This is a genomic window from Streptomyces sp. NK15101 (assembly GCF_020400725.1).
GTDB lineage: Bacteria > Actinomycetota > Actinomycetes > Streptomycetales > Streptomycetaceae > Streptomyces.
The window spans coordinates 1-13,363 of record NZ_JAINVG010000128.1 but is presented as its reverse complement, the minus strand read 5'-3'; the positions used below and the strand labels follow the sequence as shown (position 1 = coordinate 13,363).

12 protein-coding genes and 1 pseudogene are annotated in these 13,363 nt (G+C 71.4%); 5 read left to right on the top strand and 8 right to left on the bottom strand.

Annotated elements, in window-relative coordinates; all coding sequences use genetic code 11:
• Positions 1-215: 215 nt before the first annotated feature.
• A complete protein-coding gene (locus K7G60_RS36195; protein WP_225805213.1) occupies positions 216-1,076 on the bottom strand; it encodes a DUF4394 domain-containing protein in 861 nt (286 codons plus the stop codon).
• Positions 1,077-1,771: 695 nt separating this feature from the next.
• Here K7G60_RS36195 and K7G60_RS36190 point away from each other — a divergent pair.
• The gene (locus tag K7G60_RS36190) at positions 1,772-2,050 is read left to right on the top strand and encodes a hypothetical protein (protein WP_225805212.1); all 279 of its coding nucleotides are present in this window, start codon (positions 1,772-1,774) and stop codon (positions 2,048-2,050) included.
• 911 nt (positions 2,051-2,961) lie between these two features.
• On the opposite strand, the gene K7G60_RS36185 is transcribed toward K7G60_RS36190, so the two are convergent.
• The 6 genes from K7G60_RS36185 to K7G60_RS36160 all read right to left on the bottom strand — a co-directional run bounded on the left by K7G60_RS36185 (position 2,962) and on the right by K7G60_RS36160 (position 7,952).
• Positions 2,962-3,762 carry an SDR family oxidoreductase gene (locus K7G60_RS36185; protein WP_225805211.1) on the bottom strand — a complete coding sequence of 267 codons (801 nt, stop codon included), beginning with the start codon at positions 3,760-3,762 and terminating at the stop codon, positions 2,962-2,964.
• Positions 3,759-4,709 (bottom strand): glycosyltransferase family 2 protein, encoded by a 951-nt coding sequence (locus tag K7G60_RS36180; protein ID WP_225805210.1) that lies wholly within the window; start codon positions 4,707-4,709, stop codon positions 3,759-3,761. The genes K7G60_RS36185 and K7G60_RS36180 overlap by 4 nt, the downstream gene beginning before the upstream one ends.
• On the bottom strand, positions 4,694-5,776 hold the full coding sequence (locus tag K7G60_RS39315) for a glycosyltransferase (protein WP_225805209.1): 1,083 nt from the start codon (positions 5,774-5,776) through the stop codon (positions 4,694-4,696). The genes K7G60_RS36180 and K7G60_RS39315 overlap by 16 nt, the downstream gene beginning before the upstream one ends.
• A complete protein-coding gene (locus K7G60_RS36170; protein ID WP_225805208.1) occupies positions 5,773-6,843 on the bottom strand; it encodes a glycosyltransferase in 1,071 nt (356 codons plus the stop codon). Before K7G60_RS36170 ends, K7G60_RS39315 begins: the two co-directional genes overlap by 4 nt.
• Positions 6,840-7,088, bottom strand: coding sequence for a hypothetical protein (locus K7G60_RS36165; RefSeq protein WP_225805207.1), 249 nt, complete (start codon positions 7,086-7,088; stop codon positions 6,840-6,842). Before K7G60_RS36165 ends, K7G60_RS36170 begins: the two co-directional genes overlap by 4 nt.
• A gap of 63 nt (positions 7,089-7,151) precedes the next feature.
• Positions 7,152-7,952, bottom strand: coding sequence for a hypothetical protein (locus K7G60_RS36160; protein ID WP_225805206.1), 801 nt, complete (start codon positions 7,950-7,952; stop codon positions 7,152-7,154).
• 428 nt (positions 7,953-8,380) lie between these two features.
• On the opposite strand from K7G60_RS36160, the gene K7G60_RS36155 reads away from it, so the two are divergent.
• The 3 genes from K7G60_RS36155 (at position 8,381) to K7G60_RS36145 (ending at position 10,057) form a co-directional block, all read left to right on the top strand.
• The gene (locus K7G60_RS36155; protein ID WP_225805205.1) at positions 8,381-8,605 is read left to right on the top strand and encodes a DUF5133 domain-containing protein; all 225 of its coding nucleotides are present in this window, start codon (positions 8,381-8,383) and stop codon (positions 8,603-8,605) included.
• A gap of 620 nt (positions 8,606-9,225) precedes the next feature.
• Positions 9,226-9,456 carry a DUF305 domain-containing protein gene (locus K7G60_RS36150; RefSeq protein WP_225805204.1) on the top strand — a complete coding sequence of 77 codons (231 nt, stop codon included), beginning with the start codon at positions 9,226-9,228 and terminating at the stop codon, positions 9,454-9,456.
• Between the two features lie 64 nt (positions 9,457-9,520).
• Positions 9,521-10,057, top strand: coding sequence for an SMI1/KNR4 family protein (locus K7G60_RS36145; RefSeq protein ID WP_225805214.1), 537 nt, complete (start codon positions 9,521-9,523; stop codon positions 10,055-10,057).
• 529 nt (positions 10,058-10,586) lie between these two features.
• Here the strand turns inward: K7G60_RS36145 and K7G60_RS36140 are convergent.
• Positions 10,587-12,485 (bottom strand): glycoside hydrolase family 5 protein, encoded by a 1,899-nt coding sequence (locus K7G60_RS36140; RefSeq protein ID WP_225805203.1) that lies wholly within the window; start codon positions 12,483-12,485, stop codon positions 10,587-10,589.
• A gap of 275 nt (positions 12,486-12,760) precedes the next feature.
• Between K7G60_RS36140 and K7G60_RS36135 the strand changes: the two are divergent.
• Positions 12,761-13,267 (top strand): annotated as a pseudogene (locus K7G60_RS36135) (sugar phosphate isomerase/epimerase family protein); the annotation flags it as partial.
• Between the last annotated feature and the right edge of the window lie 96 nt (positions 13,268-13,363).

The window sequence follows — 13,363 nt, the reverse complement described above, 5'->3', positions numbered from 1 at the left end:
CAAGACCGCCAACGCCAACGTGTACATCATCGACACCGTCCTGATGCCGAAGTAACACCGCTCGCCCGCAGCGGCAACGGCCGCCGGCCCCGTTCCTCTTCCGTGAAGAAGAGGAACGGGGTCGCCCTCATGGCCGCACTCCGCCCGGGAGGCACGGCGCAGACCCGGGCCCGCACGCCAGTCCTGGGGCGCGGGCCCGGGCGTTTAAGGAAGGGCTACTTCTGGTTGATGGGCAGGGCCAGGTCGGTGACCTGGTACTCGGCGGGGAAGGCGCCCTTGCCGGTGGCCCTGCCCGTCAGTACGTCCACCGCGTACAGACGGTAGGAACCGCCGCTTCCGATGGCGGCGAAGCCATGGTTCATGGCGGTGGCGGCGTTGTAGTAGATGTCGAAGCCGGCGTCCAGGGCGGCGTCCACACCGAGGTTGCCGGTGGGGGCGAGGGTGCCGGCGTTGGCGGGGGACTGCAGGGAGATCCGGTCGGCCATGGTGTCCAGATCGAACAGAGTGGTCGCGGTGGCTGCGCTCAGGTCGTTGTTGGTGTACGCGGCGCCGGTGACTCCCGTGGCGGTCGACGGCGGCATCGTCGGGTTGGTCAGGGTGCCGTCGACGGTGGTGGTCAGCGGGGCGGCGGCATCGTCGATGTTGTGCCGCAGGTTCTGTCCGGTGTCGGAGATGACCCGGAGGCGGTTGGCGGCGGGGTTGAAGTCCACGCCGAACGCGGTGCCGACCAGCGCGACGGTCAGCTGGGAGACCTTCATGGCCTTGGCGTTGGTGGTGTTCAGGGTGTAGATGCCGCCCTTGTCGCCGACGCCGTACAGCTTCTCGTTCTGGACGCGGAAGTCGATCCCGACGAGCTTGGTGTCGCCGAACAGCCCGGAGACCTTGCCCAGCGACCAGGTCTTGGCCGGCTTGTGCACGTCGAACTCGACGAGGCGCTGGTCGCCGGTCAGGCCGATCGCGTGCAGGGCCTTGTGCTGCTTGGCGGGCAGCGTCTGCGGTGCGGCGGCGGACGCGGCCGGCGCGCACAGGGCGGCCAGAACGGCCGCAGACGCGGCGGTCAGGGTGCGGTTCCGCATGTTCACTCCTTCATCGGCCCCTGGGCCGGGGCGGCCAGGGCTCATGAGGTCTTCGGTACCGTCACTGCACCGGACCGGTGCTTGCGGCGGATACCACCCGCATGGCGCAGCAGGCGTCGCCCAGGCTGAGCCGGTCGGGTGGGCTTGCTGCGCGCCGTCTCGACCCCGGCATGGTGCGCTGTCGCCTGCGGTGACTGTGTGGTCATGGCTACGGATCCGAGATGGCAGCCGACGGACTGTGCGGGACTTGAGATCTACCGGGACGGCACAGGAGTGCATGGGCTGCGGCTGTTGGGATGGCCCGAAGCCCCACCCCGCTCCCTGGCCGTCGTCCTGGAGATGCCGGCAACTGTGCCCCCGGCCTCCCGTGGGCACCGGCGGCCGACCGGCTGGCTCTGCCCGCCGGTCTGAACAGAGCATCCCTCACGGTCCGGCGTGCTCGTCCAAGCCCTGACCAGCAGGCTGCACGTCCCATCAGCCTCAGGGACGGGTTGCGCAACCCGGAACGCCGACTGCTCGCACTGCGCGACCTGGACTTCAAGGATTCGCCGGGCCCATGGGTGGCGGAGCGGGATGAGGTGAATCATCCATTTCCGACCGGCCGCCGCTGTTGCAACTCGTTTGTAGCAAGATGCTGTTGTCTCGTTCGGACTAACGTCGCGTCGCGTGTCGCCGGTGTCTCCAAGCCCGCAGAGGTGACCGCGCTCGTGTCTCTGGCCTGCGTATTCATCATCCTTCCTGAGCCTGGTGCGCGGGCGGCGGCCGGAAGGCGTGCGCACACCGACGCCCGGGCGTGGTTTTCTCCGGCCTGCGCAGCCCTGCGTGATGGTGTCTTCGGGCCTGATCAGTCCCCGTTGCCTTTCCTGACCCTGCCTGAGCAGCGCGAACCCCGGTTCGCCGCGGTGCCGACCGCCACCTCAGCCCTCGTCGTCGCGGTCGGAATCGGACTGACCGTACGCGCCCTCGCGACCTGAAGCCCCCGGCAAGACGGTATGGGCTACCTCGCCCCTCGACACCGAGCCCCCTCGGACCGCGAAGCCGACCGACCCGCGGTGATTACCGCACGCTTCGACGCCGGCCTTTACTGTCGGACGCGCACGTGACCTCCAAGGGGCATTCCAGCGAATCCAAGCTGTTCATGGCTCACCCGGACGTCTTCTACGCAGCCAGCTGGTCCGATGCCAGGCTGCACCTGGGATTGAGGGCGTGTGCTGCGGCGGTAGGGTCGGGGTTGTCCTTGCGGAGATTGGCGGACACCAACAAGGACAATCCCGTCCGTCAGGTGCGGCTGAGTTTCCTGGGCTGATCGAGCCGGGCGAGATCGTCCTGGGTGGGGCCGCCGAATCTCCTTGCGCTCTGGCGAGACGGGAGAAAGGCGCGCGGTACCACCATGAACGAGGTCGAGCGGCCGTACAACGAGGTCGAGCGGCCGTACGACGGCTGCGGACAGTGCCTGCTCGGAGTGCGCCGGCCATCGAGGGGCGTTTCCGGTTCAGCCGGTGCCGCAGGAGCGGGTGCGGCCGCGGGACGCGTAGGTACGGCGGACCTACGGCAGCAGCGAGACGCCTGATTCCCCGAGGAACACGATCCAGGCACGTGTGTTCACCGCCCCCTTTTGACGCGCGGCCACTCGTGGGCGATCCAGCGGGCGATCTCGAATTCGTTCCTTTCGGCCGCCCGCCGATCGGGCCGCTGCAGACTCCATCCGAAAGGTGGGAAAGCCACCGCATCGGAATCCCGCCAACGGCCCCGACGCACCCACGGAACTTACGAAAAGCCCAGGAGGGTCGTTCCGGTCCCCTCAGGCTGGAGACCACGACGCGTGAAGCGACCGGACCGGAACGGGCAGGGCGAAGCCGTGGCCGCGCAGCATCGACAGAGGTTTCTATCCTTCGTCGCCGGAGCCGGGTTCGGCCATCTTCCGGTGTGCCTCCGCCTTCAGACTGTCGGGAAGCACCCTGTTGGCGGCGGCCTGCGCCTTGGTCTTGACCGAGCCCGCGACGATCTTGTCCTTGCCTGCGAGGAGGGCGTCCAGGCCCTGCCGCGCGACCTGGGCGGGGTCGTCCTTGTCCTGTCGGCCGACTTTGGTGTCGTCCATGCCGGCGCGGTGGAAGAAGTCGGTCTCGGTCGGGCCGGGCATCAGGGAGGTCAGGGTGACGCCCGTGGCCTTGAGTTCGTTCTGCAGGGCCTCGGTGAAGGACTGAAGGAAGGACTTGGACGCGTTGTACACGGCCTGGAAGGACCCGGGCATCGTCGAGGCGATGGACGAGGTGACCAGGACGCGGCCCTCGTCGCGGGCGGCCATGTCGCGGAGGACCAGCTTGGCCAGGTGCACGGTGGAGCGGACGTTGAGGTCGATGATCTCCAGCTCGTCCGCCAGGTCGGTGTCGACGAACGCGCCGCCCCGCCCGACACCGGCGTTCAGGACGACGACGTCGAGCGGCCGGCCGAGGGTGGTGGCCGCGGCGAAGAGGCGCTCGATCTGGCCGGGGTCGCGCAGGTCGGCCCGGACGGCCTCCACCCGCGCCCCTGCCGCCCGGATCCGCTGTGCCGCCTGCTGGAGCCTGGTGTCGTCCTCGGCGTTGACGACGAGGTCGTAGCCGCGTTCGGCCAACTGCCTGGCCAGTTCGAAGCCGATGCCGCTGGAGGCGCCGGTGACGAGGGCGAGGGGCTTGCTGTCGCTCATGTGTGATCGCTTTCGGTTCGGGCGTCGGAAGACCGGAGCCGGCACCGGCTCCGGTCGTGAGGGGGGACGGACGCGAACGGGGCACGGACGGTCCTGTCCGGGGAAACCGGAGTGGTCGAGTCCGCGGTTTCCCGTTTGCGCCAGGAACCGGTTCGAGGGTCGCGGGAGACCAGTCCGAGGCGGGCGAAGTCACGGAGCCAGCCCTCCATGGGCCATTCGCCCCATCTGCTGTGGAAGAGGGCGCCGTTGCGGAGGATGTCGTCCAGGTGTTCGACGGGCGGGCGGCTGACGGGGTGGTACTGGTGGTGGGCGGGGGCGCCGCCGACCCACCACAGGTCCACGCCCCGGGCGGCAGAGGTCCTGGCGAAGTCGGTGTCCTCGCCGCCGTAGCCGGTGTAGTCCTCGCAGAAGCCGCCGATCCGCCGCCAGGTGGCCGCGGTCACGGCGAACGACAGGGACCAGAACAGCCGGTGGTCACCGCCGGTCAGTACCTCGTCCTCCGGCGGGATGGGCCGTCCGGGATGCGGGCGTGCCAGTCGGGGCAGCTCGTCGAGGCGGTATCCGCCGGTGGGCGGGGGCGGGAGGTAGGCGACGGTGCCGCACAGCAGGGCCCCGTCCTCGGCAACGTCGGCGTAGCGGGTGAGCAGGTCCGGCCCGGGTACGCAGTCCACGTCGAGGAAGACCAACAGGTCGGCACCGGCGTCCAGCGCGTGCCGGGCGCCGGCGTTGCGGGCGGCGGCCAGGGGAAGGCCGCCTCCGTCGGCGCGAGAGAGGGGTACGGGGTCAGCTGCGGGCGAGCGGCCCCGTAGCACGTCGGCGGCGCCCGGGTCGCCCATGGAGACGACGACGTAGTGGTCGGGCCGACGGGTGCCGTGGGCCAGACCGCGCTGCTGCAGGGCCAGGTGGCGGTGACGTCCGGCCACGAGGGTGATCACCGCGACGCGCACGTGCCGCTCCCGCTTGTTCGCGAGGCGGCGACCGGATCCGCGTCCGCACCCGGGCCCGTGCGCGGAGTCGGCGAGGTCAGGCGGTCCAGCAGCCGGGCGGCCCGTTCCGCTCCGTCACCCGGAGCCCACAGGCTCCACCGCGCGCTGCCGGTCCGTACGGCTTCGTCCAGCAGACCGGCCCAGTCCCCGGGGTCGGGCCAACGGTCCCGTACGACGGCCAGTCCGCCTGCCGCCAGGGCGCGGGCGGTGGCGTGCTGTTCGCCGTGCGGCCGGGACTGCGGAACGATCACGGCGGGGACGCGAGCGGCAGCGCATTCGGCCACGGCGTTCTGCCCGGCATGGGTGATCACCACGTCGGCCCGGCACAGCAGCGGCCAGGGGTCGTCGGTCCAGCCGCCCGGGCCGCCCAGCACGGTCCAGTTCCATCCCGGGGTGGCCTCCGCCGCCGTACGCAGATCGGTCGCCGACACTTCGGCGCCTCCGGCGCCCAGCATCAGCAGCACTTCCCGGTCGGTCACGGACCTCTCGGCACGGGAGTCCGCGTCGGGGCGTGGCTTTCCGTCGTGGCGGGAGAAGGCGCCCGTGTGCTCGGTCTTGGCACGCCACTCCCGCGGCCAGCCGGGCTCCGGCAGCGCCGCCGGCCAGGGCGCCAGCAGGGCGTCGGCCAGGTCGTACGCGAGGCGGTGGGCCGGGTCGGAGCGGTCGCCGCGCATCGCGGAGACGACGACGGGCACGCCCATGAGCCGGGCCAGGAGGGCGACTTCGACCGAGACGTCGCTGACGAGCAGCGCGGGGGCCGTGCGTTCGATCCAGTCGGCGACGGCGGCCATCCGGGAGCGCAGTCCGGCGTGGTGGCGGGGCACCCAGTGCAGCCTCCCGCGCGCCGTGGGATCGGTCGCGATCGTGTCCGGCCCGGTGTCCGGGGGGAGCCGGATCCAGTCCCCGTTCCAGTCGTCGGGCCGGGACAGCGAGGACAGGCCGGTGAGGGGCGTGCGCGTCCGGCGGGCGATGCACCGCGCGCGGTGAAGGTGCCCTTTGCCCTGGTGGTGGATGTAGTAACCGATCACGGGGTCAACTCCTCGTAGATCGCGGTGTACTGCTCGGCCATGGCGTCCAGCGAGCAGAACTCGTCGGCGCGTTCCCGCGCGGTCCGGCGGTCCAGCCGCACGACGTCAGGGACGAGGGCGGCGAGGGCGGCGGCGTCGCCAGCCGGGGCGAGCCGACCGCACTCGGGGGTGAGGATCTCGCCCAGTGCGCCCCGGTCGAAGCCGCACACCGGAGTGCCGCAGGCCAGCGCCTCGGCGACGACCAGGCCGTAGGGCTCGTCCCAGCACGGTGTGACGAGCGCCGCAGCCGCCCCGCCCGCCAGCCGGGCCAGAGCCCGACGGTCCAGGTGGCCGACGTACTCGATCCCGTCACCGAGCAGGGGCTCGACGCGGTCGGCGAAGTACCGCGGGTCACCCATCGGCCCCGCCATCCGCAGCTGCCACCCGGCCCTGCGGGCCGCCTCCGCCGCCAGATGAGCCCCTTTCTCCGGGACCAACCGCCCCGACCAGACGAGATAGGGACCGCCCGGACCGGGAACCCACAGGCGGGTGTCGATCCCGTTGCGGATCACCCGTGCCCCGGGCGCGGTGGCGTGCCAGGCCTTCGCCGTGTGGGCGCTGACGGCGGTGAACGTCACCGGGCAGCGGTCCTGGGCCTGGACGGCCGACTCCAGCCAGGGAGTCGGCGGGGTGTGCAAGGTGGTCACCATAGGGAGCCGCAACGCCGGCGCCATCGCCACCGGAAGGTGGTGGAGGCTGTTGTTGTGCACCAGGTCGAAGCGCCGCTCGCCGTCCCGGGCCAGGTCCAGCATGAGTCGGAGGTAGGCGTGGTGCTCGGCCATCCAGACGGCGCCGGGCATGCTGACGTCCGCGCGGGCGTCGCCGCTCAGCACCGGTCGGTGCACAGGCAGCTCGCGCACCCTCAGAGCGGGGTCGGAGCCGGGGGCGGCGAACAGCTCCACATGGTGCCCGCGCTCGGACAGTGCCTTCGCGAGCGTCCAGGTGTGCGCCTCCAGGCCGCCGGCGAACGGCTCGCCGACGGGGAAACGGGCGGAGGCGATCAGGACGATCCGAAGCGGACCCCTCATCGGGCCAGATCGCGGTAGAGGTCCCGGTGCGCACGCGCGACGGCGGCCCGCTCGGCCGCCCGGGCGGCGCCTGAGGCCCGCCACGCGGGACGCGTACGGTACGCCTCCAGGACCGCGGCGCGCAGGGACTCCTCGTCGAGTCCGTCCTCCGTGCTGTTGCCGTACGACAGGCACGGCCGCTGCTGGGCGTAGAAGCCGCAGGTGGGGGCGGCGACAGCGGTGCCGAGGTCGTGGCACGCCTCCAACCAGCCCGAGTGGGTGCCGAAGGCGTACGGCAGGACGGACAGATCCAGGCCGCTCAGGTAGTTTCACAGCGCGTCGTCGTCGAAGTAGTCGTGCACGTGCAGGTGCAGCAGACCGCGTGCCTCCAGCGCCCGCAGCCCGTCCAGCACGGCCGGGGCGTGGGCGTGCGCCCCGGGGTCGCCCACCTCGTGGTGGACGTTCACCACGAGATCTGCGTCGGACAGGTCGGCGAGCGTCTCGGCCAGCACTCGCGCCACGGGCAGAACGGCCATGTTGTGCCGCACGCTCTTCGCGTGCAGACCGACGCGGAAGCGGTCGTGGAGCGGACGCGGCCGGGTCAGGCGCGGCTGCTTCACCACGTGGGGGTGGGGCAGGACCGTCGCCGTACGGTTCCAGCGCCGGGCGATCTCGGCGGCGGCACCCGGCGTGAGGGTGATCAACCGTTCGGTCGCCGGCACGAGCACGTCCAGTGCGGCGCGGTGCGGCGCCGGATCCACCTGATGCGGGTTGCGCAGGTCGTGCACGGTGTAGACCAGGGGCTTGCCGTGACGGCGCAGCGCGGCGACGAGATCGGCCAGCGCGACCGGGCCCTGTGCGTCGAAACCGAAGTGGAGGTGGAAGACGTCGAACTCAGTGTGGTGTCCGTCCACCCAGGCGGGATCGAGCATGACGGGCGGCCACCATCGCTCGGAGGTGCTGGGCGCGCCGTTGGGCCGCGGATCGGCGAGCCGCGCCACGCCGTCGGCGGCCTCCTCGTCGCCACAGTGCCGGACGTACACGTGGCCGGAGGGCACGGAGGCCACCCGCACCGAGCGGTCGAGCCGACCGCGGGAGTGCGTGGCGGGCGGAGCGGTCTGATCGGTCATGGGCGTATCGGCTCCCGCCTGGTTGTTCCGGTGCCCCGGACACAGCGCTCGTGCCCCTTGCCGCGACAAACACGCACCAGACCGACGCGAAGATTCGGGACGGCCTGCTCTCTGATGGTCGTACGGCTGTCTCGCCCGCGCCTCCTGTGACGCCGGACGGCCGAACGCCGGCGGAAACCATGACCACGACAGGATCCGGCGTCCACCGGTGCTCGACGGACAAGACCTGGGCCGGGCGCGGTCCCTCGGACCGGTACAGCCCGTGCGCCATCCCGTTCGGAGGCCGACGCTCTGTCTCATGCCTCGTCCGCCCCCCCCGGAAGCCACCCGTCCTGGTTCTGACCTGAACCACGCGATTACCGCCGTACGACCTGGGCAGACGGGCGGCACGGGGCGCACGTAACCCATTCGGAACGAGGAGACGCCTGATGCTGATGGCACACCCCACGGTGCTGAGGAACCTCATCGAGCAGTACGAGGCGCTCCTCCCGCGCGCGGAGGACGGCTCCGCCGAGGCACGTCGGCGGATGGAGGACCTCACCTACACCCTGTGCGTGTCCACCGGAACGCGTGACATCGACACCGCGCTGGCCACTGCCCGCCGCCAGCTGTCCGGCATCGGCTCCGAGAACGGGTTCGCGCTCGCCGGCTGACGGAGAGGCCCGTCGGCCGAGGCCGAAGGACCCGCGCGCCGGGACCCGGGCGCCGGGACCCGGGCGCCGCGCTGCGGCGAAGCGTGAAGGGGTCCGACGACGCGTGACGACGGGGTCAGGGCCGTCCTGCCCGGTGCCCGGCGCAGGGAAAAGGCCGGGTCGTCCCGAGGGGCGTGAACTTACCGACGGGGTGAACTGGCGGTAGCAACCGCACTCGCTGGAGACCACGAGGGGCGTCATGCGCGACGGCAAGGGTGCGACCGCAGGAGTGCTGGTCTCCTACGGCGGCAAGAACGTGGGCGACGAGGCGATCCTCACCGCCATGCCGGACCGTGTGCAGGGCGCCCGGACGCCCGCACGGTGGTGTCCTCCCGCGCCCCGGACCACAGCTGCGACGCCCGCCCGGGCCTCCGGGGCGTCGGCTGGGAGGACGTGACGCGGGAACGGAGCTCCGAACACCTGCGCCGGCTCGACGTCCTCGTCCTCGGCGGCGGGGGCATCCTCTACGACGCGGAAGCCCGTCGGTACCTGCGGCTGGTGCGCACCGCCCAGGCCCACGGCGTACCCGTCTTCACGTATGCCGTGGGCACCGGTCCCCTCACCGACGAGGTCGACCGCAAGTGGGTCCGCTCGACAAGGCCCAGGAGCCGGAGATCGCCACGATGTCCGCCTGGCTGACAGGCTGGTGCGAAGAGGCCCCCGGGCCATGGACGGGTGCGGACAGCAGCAGCAAGATCCCGCTCGGAGTCACCATCGAGGCGTACGGGAACAACGGGTTCACGTTCACCCCGAGAGGATCCGGCGGGCCGGGCGTCAACACCGTCACCATCATGAACGTGCCCAAACGGTGATTTCCCTCTGTGAGGCTGCCGTCCCTGGCGGACGGACCCCCATCGACAGGATGCGACAGTGAACATGCCACTTGCCCGGTTGACGGAACTCCTGCCCCGCCCCGGAACCGCCCCGCCCGCCAAGGACTGGGAGGCGGTGGAGCGGGAGCTCGGCGTCCGGCTACCCCATGACTACACCTCTCTGATGGCCACGTACGGCGGGGGGTTCATCGACGACTACCTGCTGCTGCTTGAGCCCGGATGCGGCAACTCCGTGTACGACCTGCTTCGCCACGCCGAGGAACGGGACGAGGCGTACGAAGAACTCTGGAAGTACGAGGACAAGCCGGCCGAGATGGAAGAACCCGGAAACCGCCTGATCCCCTGGGCGACCACCGACAACGGCGAGTACCTGTTCTGGCTCGTGCGCCCCGGTCGGAATCCGGACGAATGGACCCTCATGATCAACGAAGAGGGAGGCGAGGAATGGGAAAGGCACGCGATGACGGCAACGCAATTCCTGTTCCGGGTGCTCTCGGGTGAACTGCGCTCGGAAGTCCTGTGGAGCCGGTTCCCCGAAGAGGTCCACAGCTTCCGCCCGGCGCTCGGTCTGCAGGACTGAGCGTTCTGCGGGACCGTGCCCGAGGCTGCGAAGACCCCGTGAGCGGGCGCTGCTCGACGGTCCACGAGAGGAAGCCACGTACGCTGAGGGTTGTCCTTGCGGAGGTTGGCGGACACGAACAAGGACAATCCCCACCGTCAGGTGCGGTTGAGCTTCCTGGGCTAGGACGCCGACTCGGTGCGGGCCGCAGACGGCAAGCCCGGCGGCGCCGGCTGACCTTCGGAGTGTGACTGCTGTCCAGGCGGTCGGCAGGTTCTGCGTCTGCTGGTGGTACTGGCCGGACATCCTTCTGGCCCGCAGGAACGATGGAACATCGCGTCATCGGCTGGGCCGTCAACCCGTCCTCGCATCTCCTCGGCGAGGGTGTCGCCGTCGGCGTCCGGTGCCATCCTGAAAGGCGCTTTCGTGGGCCTGCCGGTGCCGGTGCCGGTGCCGGTGCCGGTGGCCGTCGCGCGCTTGCTTGCCGTCCGCGACGGCCACCGCATTGCATCACCGTCCCCTGGGGGTGCCGGACAGCGACTGACCTGCCTCATAGGGCCCGGCAGAGGAGGGCGTCGGGCTTGTTGCCCCTCGCCCAGGCGCCGCTGTGGGCGACGCCGGCCGCGTACTCGTCGCTCTCGCACTGGCCCTTGTAGTCGCCGTGGGCGAACTCGCCGCCGGGCGCGCCCGCGGGGCGGTTGTCGCCGCGGTCGAACCAGAGGGTGCGGCCGGACTTCGGCAGGGCACGGACCGCTTCGGCGCAGAGCACGGCGGACACGGCCCCGCCGCGGAGGCTGTAGCCGACCATGAACTGGTCGGCGGGGCACTGGAACTTGGTGTAGCCGCCGGCCCAGTCGCCGTCGGTGACGTGCCGCTCGTCGCGTACGACGGTGAACGTGTGCGCGGGCGCGGCGAGTTCGCCGGCTCCGGTGTCGGTGCACAGGCCGCGTCCGCCGGTGTGGGAGAGGCCGACGAGCCGCTGGCCCTCGGGACAGGCGGCCTTGCGGGCGCCGTAGTCCCAGTCGCCCTGTGCGCGGGCGCGGAGGGACTGGACGAAGTCGGAGTGGTCCGTGGTGAGCATGTCCCAGGTGTCGGCGACGGGCACGGCGCCGGTCCGTCCGGGGGCGTCGACGAGCCGCTGCCAGTGCGGGGCGCGCCAGTCGTCGCCGTCGAGGATGCCGGAGCGGCGGCCCTGGGTGTCGTAGTCGAGCAGCTTCCACCGCCCGTGGCCGGTGAAGCCGACCGCCGGCCAGTAGGCGAAGTCGGCGTCGTGCTCGATGAGGTAGTCGACGAAGTTTCCGAACCAGGTCCGGACTTGCGGGTTGGTCTCGTCGGCGCCGATGCCGAACTCGCTGATCCAGACGGGCGCGGTGTAGTGACGCCGGGTGTCGTCGGTGACGAAGAGGGCCTGGCGCGTCAGGGTCGCGAAGAGTTCGTCGCGGGAGAGCTCCTGGTAGCGCCGGTCGTGGGTCTCGCCGGTGCCGGTGGCGCCGGTGTGGTTCGGGCCCGTGTAGCCGTAGAAGTGGGCCGAGTACACCAGCTTGTCGGAGGCGACCAGGGTGTGGGAGAGCTCGCGGGCGGGTTCGAGGGTGGGCCGCCAGTGCCGGGTGAGATCGGTCGGTATGCCCTGCCAGTTGATGCCCTCGACGATGACGAGGAGGTCGGGGTTGGCCTCGGTGAGCAACCGGTCGCCGAGGCGTTGGGAGGCGGCCCACCAGTCGTGGTCATTGCCCCAACCCCAGTTGGCGTCGTCCCAGACCGTGCGGCGGACCTCGTTGTAGAGGTCGGCGCCGACGACGCGCTTGTCGTCCTTGTAGCGCCTGGCCATGAAGAGCCAGTCGTTCTGCCACTGCGCGGTGGTCTGGCTGGTGTTCCAGCGCTCGTTGCCGTCGAGGCCGCAGCACCAGCGGGACGTGTTGGTGTGGTTGTTGAGGACCACCGCGAAGCCCTCCGCGGTGGTCGCCGCGATCACCGCGTCGAAGACCTGGAGGGGCGTCTTGCCCTTGAGGGACGGGTTGGCGGCGACGGAGGCGTCGGGGACCGGTCGCTGGTCGTGCAGCATCTCGTTGGAGAACGGCAGCCGGATGCTGTTGGCGCCGAGCCGGTGGAAGTCGGCGAGGATCGTCCCGATCGGCGCCCGGTCGAGGCCCAGCGGCATCTGGTCGGACTTCTCGGCGTCGTGGTGATCGGCCGGGTCGTTCACGTCTCCTGAGCCGTTGTACGAGCCCTGGGCACCGTGCCAGTTCACGGACTTGAGCTTGAACCGATCGCCGTCGGCGTCCACGACGTAGCGGCCCCGGGTACTGAGCGGGGCCTGCCAGCTCTCGGTGAGAAGGGCGCCGGCGGGCGAGGGCGTGGATGCGCTCGCGCGGGCTGGTGCGGCGGTGGCCGGGGTCCCGGCGGCGATGAGGGCCGCGGCGAGCGCGGCTCCCAGCAGTGATCGCTTCATGACGGCCTCTGGTGGGTGGGGGTGGGAGCCGTGCCGCAGCATGTTCGCGTGCGGTACATGCGGCTGACAAGACTCCGTACCCACAAGTAACGGTTGGCCGTGCTCCGTTCCGCAGTGATTCACCGCCGTGAACCGCTCGACGCAGCCGACGCAGCCGACCGGGCCGAGGGCGCGGCCGCCGGTACGGCGCGGTACGCGAAGACCCGCCCGCGATCCTGCCGGAGTGCGGATCCGGGGAATCGCGGGCGGGCGTGCGGGGGTCGGCCGGGTTCAGCTTGGCCGCCGATCCCGGTGCCCGCTACGTGCGGGTCTTCCCGCACGGCGGCGACGCCCCGGCGGCGGAGGCCGACGTCCGGGCGGCCCGCCGCCTGGCCGCCGTCGCCGACACCGCCCGGGCCTTCGGGGTGGGCGTCCTCCTGGAGACCCACGACTCCCACCGGGGCGGGAGGGACGTCGCCCGGGTCCTCGGCCTGGTGGATCACCCGTCCGTCGGGGCGCTGTGGGACGTGATGCACACCCGTCTCGCGGGCGAGCCGCCCGCGCGGTCCTACGCCGAGCTCGCACCGCGCCTGGCCTACGTCCAGGTCAAGGACATCGCCTCCGTGGACGACCTCACCCCGCTGCCGCTGGGCACGGGCGTGCTGTCGCTCGCCGCGTGCCTGCGCCTGCTGCTGGCCGATCACTGGGTGTCCTGGGAGTACGAGGCGCCGTGGTTCCCGGCGGCCGCCCAGTTCGACGGGCTGCTGGCCGCGGGCGGGGACTTCCTCCGATGTCGTGGATAACGCTCTGCTCGCCGGTGCGCTCCGCCTCTGGCGGCGTGCGGACCAGGGTGGGCGCTTCGCGCCGGCCGGAACGTATCAGGCTTCCTGTACGGGGCG

Bases quoted from the DNA above. Each gene is read 5' to 3' on its own strand.
- K7G60_RS36195 (WP_225805213.1), bottom strand. From the start codon at position 1,076: ATGCGGAACCGCACCCTGACCGCCGCGTCTGCGGCCGTTCTGGCCGCC.
- K7G60_RS36185 (WP_225805211.1), bottom strand. From the start codon at position 3,762: ATGAGCGACAGCAAGCCCCTCGCCCTCGTCACCGGCGCCTCCAGCGGC.
- K7G60_RS36170 (WP_225805208.1), bottom strand. From the start codon at position 6,843: ATGAGGGGTCCGCTTCGGATCGTCCTGATCGCCTCCGCCCGTTTCCCC.
- K7G60_RS36160 (WP_225805206.1), bottom strand. From the start codon at position 7,952: ATGACCGATCAGACCGCTCCGCCCGCCACGCACTCCCGCGGTCGGCTC.
- K7G60_RS36155 (WP_225805205.1), top strand. From the start codon at position 8,381: ATGCTGATGGCACACCCCACGGTGCTGAGGAACCTCATCGAGCAGTAC.
- K7G60_RS36145 (WP_225805214.1), top strand. From the start codon at position 9,521: ATGCCACTTGCCCGGTTGACGGAACTCCTGCCCCGCCCCGGAACCGCC.
- K7G60_RS36140 (WP_225805203.1), bottom strand. From the start codon at position 12,485: ATGAAGCGATCACTGCTGGGAGCCGCGCTCGCCGCGGCCCTCATCGCC.